Here is a 19,691-nt window from a genome sequence, read left to right as displayed (position 1 = left end):
TTCCAGAAAAATGCCGGTATAGTTTTTTTATTGGTATAAGTCGTGCTATCACGAAATCGGCATAGCACGACAAATATAATAGAGGGTTTAAACCGGCAGTACCGGAAAGCGACAGACAAAAAGTGTGTTCCCAAGTGATGTAGCACTGGAGAAAACGCTGTATCTTGCAAGTGAAAATGTGATAAAAAAATGGACCCAGAGATACCGTAACTGGGACCAGGTACTGAACCAGCTGATTGTTCTTTATGGAGAAAGGCTCAGCCAGTATCTTTAAGAAAAAAGAGCCGGAACGGCAGCATATACTTGTATTGACCGTTCCGACTTTATTCCCTTGGCATTAGCAGTATTGCCCCAAATTTCCACTCTTATTCCAGAGGCCGGGTGTGGGCAGCGCCCACGTTTTTAACAATCACTGCTAATGTCCTGATTGTAATGCAAAAAAATAGAAAAAAACGTATAATCAGTATAAATTGTCCTTCTTACCATGTGAGGATAGGTTCATACACGGTTGGAGGTTATACCGTGAAGAAGCAGGAAATATTTAAAGCATACTTAAAGCATACCTAAGTTGCAGTTATAGTAGCATAGTTGTACAAAAAAACAAAAAAATAAAATAATTATACGAAAATTACTGGGCGAATAATAGATATATGTGATATTTGATGGAATATGATAAAAAAGCCAAGGGAAAATACTTGCATTAAACAAAGAAAGAACGCTATACTTCAAAGCCGAATTCGTATATAATGTTGAGTGTAGAGATAAAAGCGGTACGTCATAAGGAATGGGGTGGGAGAAGATGAAAATGTACGCAGCCAGGCACGGACAGACAAAGTGGAACTCCTTGTACAAGGTATGCGGCAGAACGGATATAAATCTGACACAGGAAGGGTACAGACAGGCTGAAATACTGGCAGACAGCGTCTTAGAGTGTGGGATTCAGAGAATCTATTCATCGCCGCTTCGCCGGGCAATGGAAACCAGCAGAGTCATTTTTAAGCGGACAGGGATTCCTTATTACGCAGAGGACCGGCTGATAGAACAGGACTATGGAATTTTTGAAGGGATTGACAGAAAGAATGAGGAATTTTTAAATGTCAAGAAGAATTTTGCATTCCGGTATCCAGGCGGGGAATCCATGATGCAGACCGCCTGCCGTGTGTACAACCTGCTAGATGAGATAAGAAAAAAGGACAAAGATAAGACAGTTCTTCTTGTCAGCCATGGTGGAATTTGCCGGGTGATCCGGTCGTACTTTACAGATATGACAAATGATGAATATTATCATTATACGCAAAAAAACGGTACTTTAGAACTATATAGATGTGATTAAAGAGACTTGTTATATAGACGCGATTAAAGAGACTTATTATATAGATATAATTAAAGAGATACATTACATGACAGACCGATGGGCAGTTTTCATCCCGAACATAAGGACTTATATTATCCGGTTAATTACGGCTATGTGGAAGGGATTCTAGGCGGTGATCAGGAAGAACAGGATGTGTATTTCCTGGGAATAGACAAGCCGGTTAAGCGCGCAGAAGGCGTTATAATTGCTGTTATTCACCGGAAAAATGATGTGGAAGATAAGTGGGTGGCAGCTCCCGGAGGCATGAAATTCAGCCGCCGGGAAATAGAAAAGGCCGTGCATTTTCAGGAGAAATATTTTGAATATTAGATACTTATGTAGAGCAAAAATATTATTTTATATCACTTAAATGTGACTGTAATATATTTTATATTTATGTATAAATGAAAAGAAAGAAGGAAGAGACATGGGGGAATTATCTAAGCTTCCAAACATAGGGGCAGTAGTGGAAGAGCAGCTCAATCAAGTGGGTATCAATACCTATGACCAACTGAAAGAAATGGGAAGCAGGCAGGCATGGCTGAAGATCAAGGCCATTGATGACTCGGCCTGTATAAACCGTTTATACGGATTGGAAGGTGCGGTACAGGGAATTAAAAAAAGCCAGCTTTCAGCTGAAGTGAAGGCGGAGCTGAAGGAGTTTTATAATAACTGCAAATAAAGTTTATAGTAAACTAACATATTAATTAAAAAATGCACAGGCGGAACAACAGCAGAGATAACGACTGTAAATACGGCATGCAAATATAATAATAAAGATAACATATAAATATAAAATATAAATATAGCCCGACAGGTTAAAAACAGCCGCACGGTATACGGAAGAATCATACCGTGCGGCCTTTTCATGTCTTTATGCTTTAGAGGGTGCAAAGAGACATTACTTTTCTTTTTCCAGCATCCGGATCGCGTCTGACAGCGTCTGTTCGTCACATCCAAAAGGAACCGTAAGCGTATTTCCTTCTTCCTTATAAAGCGAAACCGTTTCCAGCGCATGTGGATTCCCAGCCCAGGCGCGTCTTGCCACGCCGCACATAACATCATAATTTACAGCCCGGCAGATGATCTCATCCACCTCCGGCGAGCCATCCAGCAGCAGCCCGTAGCCACAGCTTTGTGAGTTGCCGATTCCTGTACCGCCGCCGTTGTGTATGGTCATCATGGTCATGCCCATAGCGGCATCCCCGCCGTAAACCAGTGCGGACATATCAGCAGTTATGTTGCTCCCGTCATGGATATTGGAAGTTTCTCTTGAAGGTGCATCCACACCGCCTGTATCCATGTGGTCACGGCCCATCATGATAGGGCCGGTTTTGCCTTCCCGCACCAGACGGTTGAAGGCAAGGGCGATTTTCTTCCTGGTCTCCCCGTCCTGATAAAGTATCCTGGCCTGTGTACCCATAACAAGATGGTTTTCTCCTGCATGTTTGATCCACAGATAATTGTCGTAATCCTGGAACCTCCGGTCTTTGTCAATACAGTCCATTGCGGTCTGGTCTGTCAGTGCTAGATCCTCTGGCTTTCCGCTCAGTACAACCCAACGGAATGGCCCGTAACCATAGTCAAAAAGAGTAGGACCCATGAACTCTTCCACAAAAGATTTATAGATAAATCCGTCTAAATCGTTTTCTCCGTTCCTGCACACGTCCTTGATTCCAATATCATACATAGTGGTCGTCAGGCTGTTTCCATAGTCAAAGAAATAGGTGCCTCTGGAACGCAAGATCTCGATCAATTCATGATGCCGGAACAAAGTTTTCTTTACCTTTTCCACAAATAATTCCTTATTCTCAGCAAGCATTTTTGTCCGTTCCTCAAATGTCATTCCCTGAGGACAGTATCCCCCGTCAAATGCCACGTGACAGGACGTCTGGTCTGTGAGCAGATCAATATCCTGCTCCGTTTCCACAGCATATTCCAGCAGATCCACAATATTTCCATGGAACCCAATGGAAATAGGCTCCCCCCTCTGCTGGTATTCTCTTGCCAGTACAAACGCTTCTCTGGGTGTATGCACCATAGCCTTGATCCAGCCAAAACGCATACGCAGCTCTATTTTAGAGGCATCCACCTCCGCGATGATCCCCACACCCTGGCACAGTTCAATGGCCTTTCCCTGTGCTCCGCTCATCCCTCCAAGACCGGCAGAGACGAGGAGATTTCCCCTGAGAGCTTCCTCACTGCTTTTGTGGAGGATCTGTCTTGCTGCTGCCAGAAATGTGGAATATGTGCCGTGCACAATTCCCTGGGACCCGATATAAAACCATCCTCCTGCCGTGAATTGTCCGTAATTGGTAACCCCAAGGGCAGCGCACCGGTTCCATTGTTCCAAGTTGTTATATTTCCCCACCATGAGACCGTTGGCCAGTATGACTCTGGGACAGGAACGGGCCGATTTGAATAGGCCCACCGGATGACCGGAACTGACCACAAGCGTCTGATCCTCTGTGATCTGCTCCAGGTATTTTTTTATGAGCCGGTACTGCATCCAGTTCTGGCATACCTGTCCGGTTTCCCCGTAGGTGACCAGTTCGTAGGGATATAGCGCCACATCAAAGTTCAGGTTGTTGTCTATCATAACCTGAATGGCTTTTCCGGCCAGGCATTTTCCCTTGTATTCATCTACCGGTTTTCCATAGATTGCTCCGTGAGGCCGGAAACGATAGCCGTAGATCCGGCCATGTTCCATGAGTTCCTGATAGAACTCGGGAATGATCTCCCGGTGATATTTAGGGGGAATGTAGCGCAGGGCATTTTTAACAGCCAGTTTGATATCAGCTTCGCCAAGCGCTGCCTCCCGCTTCGGAGCCCGGCGCACTGCCGGGTCGAAGGAGTCGGGAGAGGGCAGGGGCCCCTCCCATGCATATAAAATAGTGTCCATATAGTATCCTTCCTTGCCTTTACAGACTGCGCGCCAGTTCGTAGGCATCCCAGACTGCGTACATGATGTTCCGCACTCTCCGGGCATCCCCCAGCAGGTATATCTCATTTTCCTCCAGACTTAACTGTTCATAAAGTGCGTTGTTGGAGGTATATCCAATGGCACAGACAAAGGTGTCAGCTTCCAAAGTGTGTTCTTCCCCGTCCTTTGTATAAGTGACAGTCCTGTCTTCAATGCATTTGACGCCTGCGCCTGCTATCTGCTGCACATGATGGAACTTCAGCAGATCTTTCAGCATGATCTTATTCATATGAGGCACCGGAGCGCCGGCGGATAATATTTCCGGCAGGGCTTCCAGTATGGTGACTTGTCTGTTGTTTTTAGCAAGGTCAAGAGCAAGTTCACAGCCTACCAGCCCGCCCCCGATGATAACCGTATGATCGCCGGGAGTGATCTCACCGGAAAAGATGCGTTCTGCAGGGTACATATCATGGTTTCCGGGCAGACGCAGGGTCCGCGGAGTGGAACCGGTGGCTACAATGACCGTGTTGTGGGGATAGGATTTCAGGGTATCTGCTGTCACAGCGGTATTGTAATGGATCTCTACACCCAAATCTTCCAGTGTTCTTTGATACCAGTCAACCAGTTTCAGATCATCGTGTTTGAAGGATGGTGCCCCGGCCAGATGAAGGGAACCGCCGGGACGGCTGCTCTTTTCCAGGATGACAGGTAAATGTCCTCTGAGTTTCAGAACTCTTGCTGCCTCCATTCCTGCCACGCCTGCCCCGATAATGAGAACTTTTTTCTTTACACATGCAGGCTGCAGATAATAGGAGGTTTCTCTTCCGCAGGGGGGATTTACGGCACAGGAAACAGGCTTTGCAGTGATCAGCCGGTTCATGCAGCCCTCATGGCACCCAAGGCAGGGACGTACGAATTCAAATCTGCCGCTCCTTATTTTATTTACTGTGTCAGGGTCCGCCAGAAGGCTTCTGCCAAGTGCGATCAGGTCGGTTTTTCCGTCCCGCAGGGCATCGGAGGCCAAATCCGGATCTTCCATGCGCCCGGCAACCAGGATTGGTACATCCATTTCTTTTTTCAGGATTTCACCAAAGGGTATGTTCATACCTTTTTCAAAATACATGGGCGGATGTGACCAGTACCAGGAATCATAGGTTCCGGCGTCCACGTCCAATGCGTCATAACCTGCTTTTACCAGGATTTTGGCAGCTTTAATGCCTTCCGGGATATCACGGCCCAGTTCTTCAAAGTCTTCTCCGGGAAGGCCGCCCTGGCGCATACCTTTTATGTAGGATTTTAAACTGTAGCGGAGGATGACCGGAAACTGTTCTCCGCATTTTTTCTTTATATTCTGCACTACCTCGCAGGCAAAACGCAGGCGGTTTTCCAGACAGCCGCCGTATTCATCTGTCCGTTTGTTAAAGAGGGGCAGGGCAAACTGATCCAGAAGATATCCTTCGTGGACCGCATGGATCTCTATTCCGTCAAAACCGGCCTGCTGGCAGATCTTTGCCGTATCTCCGCAGCGCTCCACGATCCTGTGGATCTCGTCCACAGTCAGTTCTCTGCACATAAGTGTTTCATCCCAGTAACTGCTCACCGGGGAGGGCGCTATTGGCGGCTGCCCGCAGAGCAGATGGGGTTTCAGTACACGGCCGAATCCTGCAGTGAGCTGGGTAAATATTTTAGACCCATAGGCATGGACACGCTCACACATTTCCGCTGTGTTCATAATAAAGGTAGATGGATTATCTGTTGGACAGGGCATGGTTCCGTCCACTGCTTTTTCGATATCATTTTCCGCATAAATGGTGCCGGTGATGATGAGGCCAACCCCGCCTTTGGCCCTTGCCACATAGTATTCAATGCCCCGTTCATTGAAGGTGTTTTCCGCGGTGACCATTCCGCCGGTACCCATAGCGGCCATCACATATCTGTTTTTCAGGGTACAGCCTGCAAGCTGGTAAGGTTCAAATAAAATCTTATGGTTATCTTTCATGGTTTTCACACTCCGAATCTGTTTTTTGCCGGCATGATGCGATCACACCAGTATTTTAGCCATCAGCGCTACCATCGGAATCAGGATAATGGTACGGATGAAAAAGATTTTTACCAGGTCGCCGAAGCCCACAGGAATATCAGATTCCAGCATGGCATTGGCACTTTCCGTGAAGAATATGATCTGTGATGTGGACAGTACAACTACGAAAAATGCACTGGCCGCAGCCACAGCTTTGCCTTTGATCAAGGTAGCCGGTATGGATAGGGCAAAGATTCCCACAATAGAGGAGGCAGCGATCTGCTGTGCGTCCTGCAGGCCTAAAAGGCTTAAGATCGGAGCCATGGGAATGGCGATCCATTTGGCAATGGGCGTATAATTAAAAATTAAAAGGCAGATGACAGAAAGAGATACAATAAATGCATTTACTTTGATGCCGAACATAAAAGAAGATTTTAACTGTTCTAAAAATACAGTAAATTTCGTTCCGGATGATTTTTCCAGGGCGTCCCGGTATGCTGCCGGAAATGTTTTGCTGCTGTAGTGTTCCGGTTTTCTCTGGGTCTCTGTCTGTGCAGTGCCGTCAATGTAGGTGTCCGGTTTTTTGGACAGAGGAGGGATACGGATCATAATGGCAGCCAGTACAAATACACAGATGAATGCCGCCAGAACCACCTCACTGTAGAGGTTTTCTATTCCGGCTATGGAAGACAGGAAGGCAAATCCGCCCAGGCTGGCGATACTGAAGTTGGTGGTGATGGAACTGGCTTCTCTTGCTGTGTATACTTTTTTCTGGTACAGATCATTGGTGATCATAACGCCGGCGGCGGGAGCTGCCACAAAGGAAGAGATGGCATCCACAGCGGATTTACCGGGCACCCTGTACACACGGCGCATAATAGGCTCAAGCAGTTTGCCCAGGAATTCCAGAAAACCGAATTCTGTGATAAAGGCTACCAGAGTTCCGGCTACCATAATGGCAAAGAAAGAGTCCGCGGCTATACTTAAAGAGGTTTCACCGATCTCCGGGTCGATGATAGCGGCAGGTCCCACCTGGAAAATGGCCATAACACTGAATATGGCTGCTGTGCCATAGGTAAAATAGGAAAACAGATTGTCTTTTTGATAGGTGCTTTTCAGGATCCCGGGCACATTTTTTCCGTATTTTACATAGATGCTGGCTGCCAGCACTGCCAGGCAGGAAATCATAACAAAAATGTACTGGGCCTTAGGCCCCAGGGCGTTTTGAATGATATCCATGATATGTACCATAGGTACTTTTTTGTTTCCGTTATAAGGAATGGTAACAAAGAAAAGGAAAACGCCGATTATGCTGCAGATGAAAAAACGTATTTTGACACTTGAATTATATGCTGTCTTATTTTCCATAATTAAACTCCTTTATTCTTTAAAAGGTGATCGGGCCGCAGGCGGTCTCCACTGCCTCGATCAGGCTGTCATCAGCAAGCAGTTCCTCGCAGGCATTGATCTCAGGGTAAAGCTCCCGGTCTTTGTCATAGAAGGGGATTTTGCTCCGCACCGTGTCATAAGCTGCTTTTGTCCCCTTTCCGAGCACTCCTTTTTTGCCTGCATCGGACCGGCTTCTCAAATCAATAGCTTGGCAGGCACAGAGGATTTCCATAGCCAGCACACGGCGGACATTATCCGCAATATCCCGGGCTGTCCGGGCAGAAATGGTGCCCATGGATACATGATCTTCCTGGTTGGCGGAGGAGGGGATGCTGTCCACACAGGCCGGGTGTGCCAGGATCTTATTCTCAGAAACCAGGGCAGCAGCACAATACTGCACGATCATATAGCCGGAATTCAGCCCGCCGCCTTCCACCAAAAATGCGGGAAGTCCGTAGTTGAGGGCCGGGTTGACCAGGCGTTCAATGCGGCGTTCAGCCACATCAGCAAGTTCAGCCACAGCGATCCCGAGAAAATCAAAGGTGAGGGCCATAGGCTGTCCGTGGAAGTTTCCGCCGGAGATGACTTCCTGGGTCTGGGGGAAAATGATGGGGTTGTCTGTGACTGAATTCATTTCCACTTCGATCTGTTCCATGATGTAATTCAGGGCATTTTTGGAAGCACCGTGTATCTGGGGCAGACAGCGGAGGGTATAAGGATCCTGAACGCGCAGCTCGCCCTGTTCGGTAGTCATTTTGCTTCCTTCCAGAAGTTCGTTTAAAATGCGGGCTGTGTCAATCTGTCCTTTGTGAGGACGGGTGAGGTGAACCTGCGGTTTCAGGGCTGTGGTGATGCCGTTCAGAGCTTCAAAGGTGAGGGCTGCTGCAATGTCCCCGTATTTTATCAGCCGGATGGCGTCGTATACGGTGAGCGCACCCACTGCGGTCATAACCTGTGTACCGTTGATAAGCGCGATCCCTTCTTTTTCATGGAGATCAATAACAGGGATCCCTGCCTTTTCCATTGCCTCCCTGCCCGGATAAATATGCCCCTCGTATTCGGCAAGTCCCATACCCATCATAGGAAGGACCATATGGGAAAGGGGAGCCAGATCACCGCTGGCGCCCAGAGAGCCTTTCTGCGGGATGACGGGATGCAGGTGTTTGTTCAGCATGGCTGCCAGGGTTTCCACGGTCTCAGGGCGCGCACCAGAAAAGCCTTTCGCCAGATTGTTCAGACGCAGCAGAATGATACCGCGGACCACTTCTGTGGGAAATGCTTCACCGGCGCCTACGGCATGGGTCATAATGACATTTTTTTGAAGCTGCACACAGTCTTCTTTGGATATGACCACATCACTGAATTTGCCGAAACCGGTGGTAACGCCATATACGACCTCCTCACGTTCTACAAAATCGTCAATGATCTTTCTGGAAGCACGGATGCGCTCCATGGCCTCTTTGTCCAGTTCTACGGGAGCATGAAAACGGCAGACTGCTGCCAATTCATCCAAGGTTAAGGTCTCGCCTGTAATGATTACGGTTTGCATAAAAAATCCTCCTCTTTTTATATAGTTTCTTCATATATGCTTTCTTTGTAACGATTCAGCAGGACTGCGCATCCACTGCGCTGACCGTAAGAAAGTGTACCACGGCCAAGCAAAAATCCCATCGCCAAAGGCGATTCTGCATGGATTTTTGCCTGTAACTGTGAGGGTACTGAACAGTTACCTTTCTTTGTAACGATTCAGCAGGACTGCGCATCCACTGCGCTGACCGTAAGAAAGTGTACCACAGCCAAGCAAAAATCCCATCGCCAAAGGCGATTTTGCATGGATTTTTGCCTGTAACTGTGAGGGTACTGAACAGTTACTTTTCTTTATTATAGACTGCTTCTGTCAGTTTATCGTCACTTTTCGACTTGACATTATGCACAAATTAAAGTTTTAACAAGAAAAAGTAAAAAGGGAGGAGATGTTTAGGATGACGATTGCATGATTCCTTTACGGAATGAGAAAATTCAGATATAATGTAAGGCAGATATCTAAATGCGAAAAAATTAACAAAGTTTATGGGGCATGAATTTTATCAGTAAAGGGGAAAGACGGAGAGATGAAAATTACAGTTCGTTTTTTGGGAAAACCTGAGATCATCAGGGATGGCACCCATGTGATGATTCCGCAGAAAAAGATCCAGGCACTGCTTTTATATCTTCTTTTTAATGAGGGCTGTTCCAGAGACGAGCTGGCAGCCTTGTTCTGGGAAGAACAGAGTGAGGAGGGCGCAAGACGCAATCTGCGGAACAGTCTGTATAAGCTGCGCACCCTGTTGGGGGACGGGGTGCTGGTCACCATGGGAAAGGAGTATATTAAGCTGGACCCGGCGGTGGAGATCGCCAGGGATACGGATGTATTTCTCATGGACAACGGAGAGAAATATCTGCTGCAGATGGAGAGCTGCTGTTTCCTGGACAAATTTCATCTGAAAAATTGTGCCGGATTTGAAAAATGGGTGAGCAGTATGCAGAACGTATACGAAAAACTGTTTGTGGACCGTTTTTTGCCGGCTATGAAAAAGTGTATGGAGAGAGAGGATTTCACAGCCGCGGAGGGATATGCAAGGAAAATACTGCTGCTGGACCCCTATCAGGAAATGGCCTGCTGCGCGCTGATGCAGATTTACGCCGCCCGGGGGGATTATAATAAGGCGGTGCTGGTCTATGGCGGTTTTGCGGAGGCGCTGAGAAAAGACGTGGGTGTGGAGCCGGAACCGCGCACAAAAGACCAGTACGAAAAAATTTTGTTCATGCGCAAAAGGCGGCGGGAGGAAGGGGACGGCTGTCTCTACGGAGGACACCTGCAGGCTGTGGCAGAACTTTCAAAGGAGTATCTTAAGTACAGCCGCAGAGAGGAGGCGGATATCTGTATTCTCTGCGGAAGTGTGGGCATGGGGAAATCCATGGTTCTGAAAACTTTTATAGAGAGTATGGATACCAAAGTCATCTCCGTGGAATTTCAGGTATCAGACCAGCAGGTCAGATATCTGGCATTGGAGAAAGTCATGGAGCAGATCTGTGATAGGTGCCGTATTGCCCTTCCTCAGGAAAATATGGAGTTTTTTGGAGGGAACAGTGACATCTGTTACAGGAACCGTTTGGAAACCATGATGAAGGCTGTGAGAAGAAAGGGCAGCAATCATATTCTGCTTCTCAGAAACATGGAGTCTGTGGATGAGCAGAGTCTCAACCTGCTTATCTCCTGTTTTTTTGAGCGTTACAGGAGGGATTTTTTTATTCTAATGGAATACTGTCCGAATTTTCAGGCGCAGCCACAGCTTTTGGCGCGTCTGGAGTCTGTCTCACGGGTCCGGGTGGTGAGACTGCATCATCTGACAGAGGAGGAGAGCAGGGCGTATCTGGTGGACGCACTGGAAGAAAAGTTTCCGGAAAAACTGTCCTCCCGCAGTATCTATGAATATACCGGAGGAAATCTCAGGTTTTTGAAGGATGTGGCGGAAAATATCCGTGTGGGGGCAGAAGAATATTTTCAGTTTTTGCCGGAGACGGAGAGAACCCTGGAGAGGATGTTTTCCGGTTTCCGCCAGGAAGAGTATGAGTATCTGGAATATCTGTCCGTGATGGAGCACGGTACGGATGTACAGCAGCTTGGCAGTATTCTGGACGAGAACTCTGTGAAGGTAATGAAGATCCTGGATTTTCTCATGCGCAGAAGGCTGCTTGCCGAGACAGGCGGAGGAAAGCGCAGAATGCTGAAGATACGGGAGAAAATGGTCCGGGACATGATCTATGAGCGCACTTCCCAGTTTAAACGCCTGGAACTGCACAAACTGGCGATCCGGTATTATGAAAAGATATACCAAAAGAACAGAAGCATATATTTCTATTTGTCCGAACTTCGGTACCATTACAGTTTTACAGACTGTGAATATGAGAAGCTTTACTATGACATTATGCATCTGCAGTATGTGCTGGACTATTATGATGAATTTTTTCCCACAGTGGTCAATGACGAGGATACAAGAAACAGTATAAGGCTTGACAGGGAGAGGATCTACCAGGATATGGAGGAATATACCCAGCGCCTGGAAGCCATGGAAGATGAGGTGGAATTCCGGAATTATGAGGAACTCCATATGGTGCTTGATTTTCTTGCGGGTCGTTCCCTGACCAGAGACGGCAAACGGAAGCGGGGGATCGTGTGTATCCAGAAGATGATGGATCGTGCCGGGGAGCTGGAGCGGACGGATATGCTCTTGAAAGGCTATGTGGAATTGATCTGCTACGGCCTGAAGGAAGGCAGTGTGGAATGGATGGAAAAGTATTTGAAGGAAGCAAAATCCACAGAGAACCTGAACGCGTATGCCAGAGAAAGAGGGGTGCTGCTGCGGCTGGAGGGGTACTGTAATATTCTGAAAGGAGAGTATGACAGGGCAGAACATCTGCTGCTCTTATCTATCCAGCTATTTGAAAGTCCGAAGATGAAACGGGCCAATTATTTTAATGTGGCCGGTGCTTATGATTATCTGGCCCTTATCTACAGGCGGCGGGGAGAATATGAAAAGGCCGGAAAGATCATGGAGAAAGCAATTTGTCTCTGCCTGGAAAAGCGGGTGATAAAAAGCCTGGATCTGTTCTATGAAGATTACGGCTATATTTTGTATCTGCAGGGGAAGTATGAGGAGGCAGAGCGGTATTTTAAGAAAAGTGCCAGGATCTACGAGGAATTCGGTACCTATTGGCTCCGTTCGGTGGGGGAATGCTGTATGTCCGTGATCGCCCTGTCCAGAAACGAGGAGGACAAAGCGCTGGAACATTTCCGTATGGCCGAGATATTTTCACAGAAGGATATGACAGCGGAGGAACTTAAGATGCTGGAGGAGACAAGAGCCAGACTGAAGGCGGCAAAAGTATTGAGGTGAGATAAAAATGATACCAAAGATCAAAAAAAGAATGAAGGATATGCGGATCTTCGGCAAGATGTTCTTGTCCTGCCTGCTGGTCACACTGCTCATATCTCTGATCTCAGGAGGCATTACATACTATATCGCATCTGAGATCATTCTTAAAAAGACAGTGATGCAGACAGAGGAGACCATTAAGCAGATATCCGAGAATTACGATTCGTTCATGAAATTAGTATATAATAAGCTGGATTATCTGGCATTTAATCCTACGGTGCAGGAGGAGCTCATATACGGCAGGCCGGGGGAGGACGAGGAGGGATATTACAGCGGAACCAGAAAATTAAAACGGCTGATGGTCCAGATGTTCAACAGTATCCATATGGAAGACATGGAGATATACGGAGAAAACGGAAAGGAATATTTCTGCTCCATTCTCTATCAGGCGCCGGATCTGCCAAATACGGAAGAATTAAAGCAGACAGCCCGGGAAGGTATGGGCGCGATCGTCTGTGTCAATGACATTGGGACAAGCGGCAGTCTGCAGGCGGTGAAGGAAATCAAGGACATTTTGTCCATGCAGTCCCTGGGAGTCCTGCGCACCTCCATCCGCCTGTCAGCCCTGGAGCGCATACAGCACAATGTGGATTTCGCGTCCTCAGGAAAGATGATCCTTTTGGATGACAACAATGAGATCATACTGGGGGAGAGATCAGAACTAACAGACCGGGCGGACGATCTGTTTGTAAAATGGGATGATTCCTTTCGGTATGAAATGGACAACGCCGCTTATCAGGTGGTATATCAGGTCTCAGAGTACACAGGCTGGAAAACCATAGGGATCCTTCCGGACAAAGAGATCAGTAAATCCATCATGCCGCTGCAGACCGGAACCGCTGTGGCGGCAGTGCTGGGCATTCTGCTGAGCCTTGCCTTATCAGGGATCATGTCCTATGTTCTTGTCCGTCCTATCAAAAGTACGGTGGGGGCATTGAAAAAGTTTTCAAACGGGGATTTCAAAGTCCGTCTGGAAGAGGAGCGGAAGGATGAATTCGGTGAGATGAACCAGGTGTTTAACTCTACAATTCAGAAGGTGGAAAAACTGCTGGAGGAGATTGCGCACAGCCGTGTATTGAACAAAGAAATGGAATTTAAGGCTCTCCAGGCCCAGATCAACCCCCATTTTCTGTATAATGCCCTGGATACCATCAACTGGATGGCCCATAAAGAAGGCAAGGATGATATATGCGATATGGTCAGTGCAGTCAGCAGCCTGCTCCGTATCAGTATCAGTAATAAGGAAGCTGTTTTTACCGTGGAAAAAGAGCTTCGGTATGTGAAAGATTACCTTTATATCCAGAAGACGCGGTACCGTGACCGGTTCGAGGTGATTTTTGATATAGATCCTGAAATCTGTCAGCAGCTCATTCCCAAGCTTACCATACAGCCCCTGGTGGAAAATGCCATTGTGCACAGTGTTGAGGTGAGCAGAGAGAAAGCGGAGCTTACGGTGGAAGGGCACAGGGAAGGGGAAACCGTTCTGATCTGCGTATCTGACACAGGCGTGGGAATGACAGAGGAGACCAGAAAGGCACTCCTCATGGAGCCGGGCAGCACAGACAGGCAGGATATCAATACCGCCCATACAGGGCTGGGTGTCTACGCAGTGCACCAGAGGCTGAAATACCTGTTCGGAGAAGGGTATGGACTGACCATCCGGTCAAGCCCGGGGGAGGGGACTTGTATCACGATACGGATCCCCTTTCAGATGGACCCGGAGGAAGTCTATGCACGTGCAGAAAATTTAGTGGAGAGGAGACCTGAAAATGGACTTGAAAGTTCTGATTCTTGATGATGAATATATTATACTGGATGGATTATGTTCTTTCCCCTGGGAATCTTACGGCTGCTGTGTGGTGGGAAGCGCAGGGGATGGGGCAGAGGGCTTGGCGCTTGCAGCCAAGCATCATCCGGATATTATACTGAGTGATATAAAAATGCCGGGAATGGATGGTTTGGAATTTTCCAAGCAGATAAAACTGGAGGATCCGGACACAGAGATCATCCTGCTGACAGGCTATGATAATTTCTCTTTTGCACAGCAGGCCCTGCGTATCGGGGTCTGCGAGTACCTGCTCAAACCTGTGAATTTCAGAGAGATGCATGCAGTGATCGAAAAAGTCTGCAGCCGCATCCGCCTGCGCAATAAGAAGAAAAAAGATGATTCGGAAATGCGTAAGAAATACCAGCAGACCCTGCCCCTGGTGAGGAGTAAGCTCATCTCTGATCTAATATACGGCAGGCTGCGGGACCCGGGGGATATGGCTGTGCGTATGGAACTTTTGGGCATCAGGATGGAGCAGTATGTGTTTGTCTATGCCCGTATGCAGAACTGTGCAGGCGGGCAGGCAGCGGATATGGAACCGGGACTATACGATTTTGTGGTATGCAATATCTGTGAGGAATCCTTAAGACAGACCAGTGTACAGGTGTATTCCGAGACAGATACTCTGGGTTACTGTTTTATTGTGGTCTATCCAAGATCCGTGGACGGCAGGGACTGTGTCAGCCACTGTGTGCAGGCCTGTGAGGAAATTCAGAAAAATATAAAGGATATCACCATGGGGGAGATATCTTTTGGGATCAGCCTCGCACGTACAGACCCCTATTCTGTAAATATGTCTTACAAGCAGGCCGTGGAAGCTTGTGAGCAGTGCGTGTATATGGGGGAAGGATCCAGTATTCTGGAATATACAGATGTGGCGGATGTGCAGATAAATACCTGGAACATCACAGAGGGAGAGCGGAAACGGCTTTTTTCGGAAGTTGCGAGAGGAAATATTGAGACCGCTAAGAATTTTGCGGGACAGATATTCGAGGGTTGTGATGATTTGGATGTTATGCGGTATGCTGCCATGGAGCTTTTGATAAGCTGTTTTCAGTATCTTGGCCACGAATCCCAGAAATTCCGGTCCGCTGTGGAAAAGACCTCCGTACTGACCGAGAGTATTGAGAAGATGTTTTCCTGCCATACAAGGCGGGAGTTGCTGGACTATCTGAAAAAGTCCCTGAGTTTTCTGGCGGACCAGAACAGAGGGGTGAAACTGGACCGGAACCAGCAGACAGCACAGCGTATTTTAAAATATATAGAGGAACATTACAGGGAGGATCTTTCCCTGGATTTCCTTGCCGAGTATTTTAAGATCAGCAAGACATATATCAACAGGCTGCTGAAGAACAACACAGGGAAAAGCTTTCTGGAAATCCTGCTGGACTGCAGACTTGTAAAGGCAGAACAGCTTATTTCAGAGAACAGGTATAAGATTTACGAGGTGGCGGAATTAGTGGGCTACCATGACCTGAGCTATTTTATCCGGGTATTCAAGAAAAAATATGGGGTGACTCCCAATGTATACCGCAGAATATGATGCTCCATCCGGCCGGAAACAAGACCGCCAGTGCAGAATGGGGCATAACAGAAATAGAAAAAATGCGCACAAGCAAAAGCAGGAGTGCGCATTTTTTTTATGGTTTCGTTTCCATATGTCCGGTTTTTACCATATTTTTGCATATGGATTTTCTGCGGAGAAATTTATAATATAAGCATAACAACGTAACGATTCAGCAGGTCTGCGCATTCACTGCGCTGACCGTAAGAAAGCATTCCGCAGCCAAGCAAAAATCCCATCGCCAAAGGCGGTTCTGCATGGATTTTTGCCTGTAACTGTGAGGGTACTGAACAGTTACATAACAACAAAGAAATGGTATTTCAAAGGAGGAAAAGTATGAAAGTAAAAAAGATCGCAGCACTGGCACTGGCCGGAGTGATGGCAGTTTCCACACTGCTCGCAGGGTGCGGAGGGGAAGGAAGCTCCCAGACCAAAGAGTCGGGAAAGAAAACTTCAGATGCAGGGGAGAAGTCATCCGGGGAGCGGAAGAAGATAACCGCACTTCTCCGCTGTAGTGAGACATCCACAAAGTACATAATCCTGAAAAAGCTGCTGACAGATTTCAGTGAGGAGAAAGGGCTGGAAGCACCTGAATTTGAGCTTGTGAGCAGCGATGCGGACTATGTGACAAAGCTTCAGCTTTATATCAACAGTAATGCGCTGCCTGACATTTACGGCTGTGCCAATGGTGCCCTGTCCAAAGCGGCAAAGGACATTAATGCCATTGTGAATATTGGGGACGAACTGGAACGTATCGGCATGAAAGATGATATGAATGGGGCTGTGTATGACTTTTTCAAGGATGCTGAGGATGAAAATGTATATCTGTTTCCGGAGAGTCTGAACTGTGAATTTTTCCTGTACAGAAAGGATATTTTTGAGAAATATGATCTGGAGGTGCCGAAAACCTGGGATGATTTCCTGAATGTCTGCCAGACATTAAAGGAGAAGGAAGAGATTCCGCTTATTGTGGCAGGAAAAGAGAATTGGCAGCTGATGAGATATCTCTCTTTTGCGCCGTGGCGTATGACAAAAGACCAGTTTATTATGGATTACATTGGCCAAAAGGAGACCTTCTCTGAAAATACAGCAGCTAAAGAGGGTGTGGATCTGCTTTACACACTGGGAACAGAAGGATATTTCCAGGGCGGATTTTTGAGCACAGACTACACCGCAGCCACAGATCTGTTCTTTGGCGGCACAGGCTGTATGTGGTACAGCGGATCCGGACAGATCTCACAGGCAAGTGAGATGTACAGCAAAGGTGAGCTTGGATTTTTCCCGGTACCGGATGTGGAAGGCCAGGAGAATATGGAGACCAATATCCCCATTCACGGCGGGTTCGGAACAGCCTTCAATGCCCAGACCTATGATGATACTATGAAGGAATTTTTCCAGTATATGTGCGAAAATTATTCGGATTCCTGTTATAACGATGCTAAAGTCTTTTCACCTTTCAATGATGAGATCCCAGAGGGCTTAGACCAGATGTTCTATGATCTGCAGCCATTGTTTGAGACCGCTACGGACGCCTGGGTGTCCTGGGATGACAAGCTGGATTCCGCTACCCTTACCAATCTGGTAGATGAGCAGCAGAAACTGGCACAGGGTAAGGAAACGCCTGAAGATTTCGAGGCGGCAGCAGACCAGTTCATTATCAATAACAGTAAATAAGAATTGCAGGAGACAGGTGTTTCCGGTGCCTGTCTCCTTTTCTGTCTTGAAATGCTGAAATGCATATTTGTTTGCAACAGTTCAGACAGGTCTGCGCGTTCACAGCGCTGATCATATGAAGGCGTGGCGGCAGCAGGCATCCGGCCGTCGCGAAGGGAATGGCAGAACGGTTATGTTTTTCGGCGCATGACAGAGAAAGGAAGATATTATGCAAAAATCATTTGGACGTAAAAAAGTAATTATGATGTTCTTGCTGCCGGCTTTTCTTGTGTACACATTGTTTGTGGTGGTATCTGTTGTCTGGGCGGGATATTACAGCCTTTTTGACTGGAGCGGAGTAGGAGAAAAGAGTTTTCTGGGACTGCAGAATTATACCCAGTTATTTACAAATGACCCCACCTTTTGGGCAACCGTTGCACACACGTTGATCTACACAGTGATCTGTGTTCTCATACAGGTATTCGGTGGACTGCTGTTTGCCATTTTTTTGAGCAGGGTGACAAAATTCAGAGCAGGTCTGCAGACTTTGTATTATGTGCCTGTGGTGATCTCTTCCGTGGCCATCTGCCAGATATTTACAAAGCTTTTGTCCGTGACACCGCCCGGGGTGATCAATTCTGTACTGGGATTTTTCAATGCGGATCTTCTCTATATGGAGTGGATCTCCAATGATTCCCTTTCTCTTTTGGTGGCGTCCTTTGTGGAAGGTTATAAATATCTGGGACTTTATATGGTTATCTTTTATGCAGCGCTTATCGGTGTTCCGAAGGAACTGGAGGAGGCTGCGATCATGGACGGCACCAATGTGGTGCAGCTTTACAGACATGTGAAGATTCCGTATATCAGGCCTGTTATCATTGCCAACTGCGTACTGGTGCTGAACGGATCTCTGCGTTCCTTTGATATTTCCTTCCTCCTGACAAAAGGAGGACCCGGCAATTCATCGGAGCTTATGTCCACATATATGTATAAACAGGCATTTTCCAGTATGAAATACGGATATGGAAGCGCAGTTGCCATGGCGATCGTGGCGATCTGTCTGTTGGTTGGGTTTGTATTCAGGAGAGTTACGGAAAGGGGTGAGGAAGCATGAATATGAGGACAAAAAAGAATTTCTTTACCGGATGTAAGTTGCTGGCAGGGGGGCTGCTGCTGGTCCTCCAGGTATATCCGATCTTTTATGTGATCATGTCCAGTATGAAGACAACCGATGACTTTAGGCACCTGGCTTCCTATGCCCTGCCGAGAGCAGTTGATTTCAGCAACTATATCAAAGTATTTACCACAAGCCCCATGCTGACTTACTTTAAGAACAGCATCATCATTACGGTAGGTGTGCTGGTCCCACTGCTTTTGATAAGCTTTATGGCGGGATTTGCTCTGAGCAAGATCCAATTTAAGGGAAATAAAAAAATACTTTCCTATTTCCTTCTGGGACTGATGCTGCCATTTCAAGTGGCGCTGATTCCCCTGTTTACGATCTTCAGTAAAATGAACATGTTAAATACATATCCGGCAATCATACTTCCGCAGATTGCATTTTCCCTTTCCTATTCGATCCAGCTTTTTTACTCCTTCAGTAAATTTTTGCCGGATGAGATTGTGGAAGCTGCCATCATTGACGGCTGTACGCCCATGAAGACATTCTTCCGGATCATTTTTCCCATGTCTACGAATTCCATCCTGACTGTGGCTACCATGCAGGGGGTATTTACCTGGAACGACTTCATCAATGCCTATACCTTTACCCGATCTACGGACATGAAGACCGTGACACTGGGGCTGAATGACTTTGTGGGATTTATGGGGACTACAGACTGGGGCGCCACGTTTGCGGCTATCACGGTCACAGTGCTGCCAACGTTCCTGTTTTATTTTTTTACCAATAAATATATGCTGAGCGGACTGACCGCCGGGGCGGTCAAGGGCTGACACGGTACCGCTTACTATGAGAAAGAGAGGA

At 47.2% G+C, this 19,691-nt stretch carries 13 protein-coding genes and 1 pseudogene; 10 read left to right on the top strand and 4 right to left on the bottom strand.

Features of this window, described 5'->3' with window-relative positions; genetic code table 11:
• Window positions 1-66: 66 nt before the first annotated feature.
• The 4 genes and pseudogenes from C6P39_RS27830 to C6P39_RS01725 form a co-directional block, all read left to right on the top strand.
• Window positions 67-274 (top strand): annotated as a pseudogene (locus C6P39_RS27830) (transposase); the annotation flags it as partial.
• A gap of 525 nt (window positions 275-799) precedes the next feature.
• On the top strand, window positions 800-1,333 hold the full coding sequence (locus tag C6P39_RS01735) for a histidine phosphatase family protein (protein WP_104802564.1): 534 nt from the start codon (window positions 800-802) through the stop codon (window positions 1,331-1,333).
• Between the two features lie 78 nt (window positions 1,334-1,411).
• A complete protein-coding gene (locus C6P39_RS01730) occupies window positions 1,412-1,684 on the top strand; it encodes an inorganic pyrophosphatase (protein ID WP_104802563.1) in 273 nt (90 codons plus the stop codon).
• Window positions 1,685-1,781: 97 nt separating this feature from the next.
• Entirely contained in the window at window positions 1,782-2,036 is a 255-nt protein-coding gene (locus C6P39_RS01725) for a TfoX/Sxy family protein (protein ID WP_104802562.1), read from the top strand.
• Window positions 2,037-2,255: 219 nt separating this feature from the next.
• Here the strand turns inward: C6P39_RS01725 and C6P39_RS01720 are convergent, their stop codons facing one another.
• From C6P39_RS01720 to hutH, 4 genes are read right to left on the bottom strand one after another with little or no spacing between them, the layout of a single operon-like run.
• On the bottom strand, window positions 2,256-4,256 hold the full coding sequence (locus C6P39_RS01720) for a urocanate hydratase (RefSeq protein WP_104802561.1): 2,001 nt from the start codon (window positions 4,254-4,256) through the stop codon (window positions 2,256-2,258).
• Between the two features lie 19 nt (window positions 4,257-4,275).
• Window positions 4,276-6,276, bottom strand: coding sequence for an oxidoreductase (locus C6P39_RS01715; protein ID WP_104802560.1), 2,001 nt, complete (start codon window positions 6,274-6,276; stop codon window positions 4,276-4,278).
• A 42-nt stretch (window positions 6,277-6,318) separates the two neighbouring features.
• Window positions 6,319-7,665 (bottom strand): YjiH family protein, encoded by a 1,347-nt coding sequence (locus C6P39_RS01710; protein ID WP_095173720.1) that lies wholly within the window; start codon window positions 7,663-7,665, stop codon window positions 6,319-6,321.
• A 19-nt stretch (window positions 7,666-7,684) separates the two neighbouring features.
• The gene (gene hutH / locus C6P39_RS01705) at window positions 7,685-9,235 is read right to left on the bottom strand and encodes a histidine ammonia-lyase (protein WP_095173722.1); all 1,551 of its coding nucleotides are present in this window, start codon (window positions 9,233-9,235) and stop codon (window positions 7,685-7,687) included.
• Window positions 9,236-9,797: 562 nt separating this feature from the next.
• Between hutH and C6P39_RS01700 the strand changes: the two genes are divergently transcribed.
• The 6 genes from C6P39_RS01700 to C6P39_RS01675 all read left to right on the top strand — a co-directional run bounded on the left by C6P39_RS01700 (window position 9,798) and on the right by C6P39_RS01675 (window position 19,660).
• Window positions 9,798-12,623: a tetratricopeptide repeat protein gene (locus tag C6P39_RS01700; RefSeq protein WP_104802559.1), complete on the top strand. Its 2,826-nt coding sequence runs from the start codon at window positions 9,798-9,800 to the stop codon at window positions 12,621-12,623.
• 7 nt (window positions 12,624-12,630) lie between these two features.
• Window positions 12,631-14,457 carry a sensor histidine kinase gene (locus C6P39_RS01695; RefSeq protein ID WP_095173726.1) on the top strand — a complete coding sequence of 609 codons (1,827 nt, stop codon included), beginning with the start codon at window positions 12,631-12,633 and terminating at the stop codon, window positions 14,455-14,457.
• A complete protein-coding gene (locus C6P39_RS01690; protein WP_095173728.1) occupies window positions 14,432-16,033 on the top strand; it encodes a response regulator in 1,602 nt (533 codons plus the stop codon). Before C6P39_RS01695 ends, C6P39_RS01690 begins: the two co-directional genes overlap by 26 nt.
• A gap of 357 nt (window positions 16,034-16,390) precedes the next feature.
• Complete coding sequence (locus tag C6P39_RS01685) at window positions 16,391-17,728, top strand: ABC transporter substrate-binding protein (RefSeq protein ID WP_095173730.1); 1,338 nt, start codon at window positions 16,391-16,393, stop codon at window positions 17,726-17,728.
• 208 nt (window positions 17,729-17,936) lie between these two features.
• Window positions 17,937-18,821, top strand: coding sequence for a carbohydrate ABC transporter permease (locus tag C6P39_RS01680; protein WP_095173732.1), 885 nt, complete (start codon window positions 17,937-17,939; stop codon window positions 18,819-18,821).
• A 2-nt stretch (window positions 18,822-18,823) separates the two neighbouring features.
• Complete coding sequence (locus C6P39_RS01675; protein WP_242986866.1) at window positions 18,824-19,660, top strand: carbohydrate ABC transporter permease; 837 nt, start codon at window positions 18,824-18,826, stop codon at window positions 19,658-19,660.
• The last annotated feature ends 31 nt before the right edge of the window (window positions 19,661-19,691 follow it).

It is taken from the genome of Blautia marasmi (assembly GCF_900258535.1).
Lineage (GTDB): Bacteria > Bacillota > Clostridia > Lachnospirales > Lachnospiraceae > Blautia > Blautia hominis.
This window is presented reverse-complemented; position numbering and strand designations above follow the sequence as displayed.

What these genes read in the sequence shown, in the direction of transcription:
- hutH (WP_095173722.1), bottom strand. Translation starts at nt 9,235, where the DNA reads ATGCAAACCGTAATCATTACAGGCGAGACCTTAACCTTGGATGAATTG.
- C6P39_RS01680 (WP_095173732.1), top strand. Translation starts at nt 17,937, where the DNA reads ATGCAAAAATCATTTGGACGTAAAAAAGTAATTATGATGTTCTTGCTG.
- C6P39_RS01715 (WP_104802560.1), bottom strand. Translation starts at nt 6,276, where the DNA reads ATGAAAGATAACCATAAGATTTTATTTGAACCTTACCAGCTTGCAGGC.
- C6P39_RS01695 (WP_095173726.1), top strand. Translation starts at nt 12,631, where the DNA reads ATGATACCAAAGATCAAAAAAAGAATGAAGGATATGCGGATCTTCGGC.
- C6P39_RS01700 (WP_104802559.1), top strand. Translation starts at nt 9,798, where the DNA reads ATGAAAATTACAGTTCGTTTTTTGGGAAAACCTGAGATCATCAGGGAT.
- C6P39_RS01710 (WP_095173720.1), bottom strand. Translation starts at nt 7,665, where the DNA reads ATGGAAAATAAGACAGCATATAATTCAAGTGTCAAAATACGTTTTTTC.
- C6P39_RS01675 (WP_242986866.1), top strand. Translation starts at nt 18,824, where the DNA reads ATGAGGACAAAAAAGAATTTCTTTACCGGATGTAAGTTGCTGGCAGGG.
- C6P39_RS01730 (WP_104802563.1), top strand. Translation starts at nt 1,412, where the DNA reads ATGGGCAGTTTTCATCCCGAACATAAGGACTTATATTATCCGGTTAAT.
- C6P39_RS01685 (WP_095173730.1), top strand. Translation starts at nt 16,391, where the DNA reads ATGAAAGTAAAAAAGATCGCAGCACTGGCACTGGCCGGAGTGATGGCA.
- C6P39_RS01735 (WP_104802564.1), top strand. Translation starts at nt 800, where the DNA reads ATGAAAATGTACGCAGCCAGGCACGGACAGACAAAGTGGAACTCCTTG.
- C6P39_RS01690 (WP_095173728.1), top strand. Translation starts at nt 14,432, where the DNA reads ATGGACTTGAAAGTTCTGATTCTTGATGATGAATATATTATACTGGAT.
- C6P39_RS01725 (WP_104802562.1), top strand. Translation starts at nt 1,782, where the DNA reads ATGGGGGAATTATCTAAGCTTCCAAACATAGGGGCAGTAGTGGAAGAG.
- C6P39_RS01720 (WP_104802561.1), bottom strand. Translation starts at nt 4,256, where the DNA reads ATGGACACTATTTTATATGCATGGGAGGGGCCCCTGCCCTCTCCCGAC.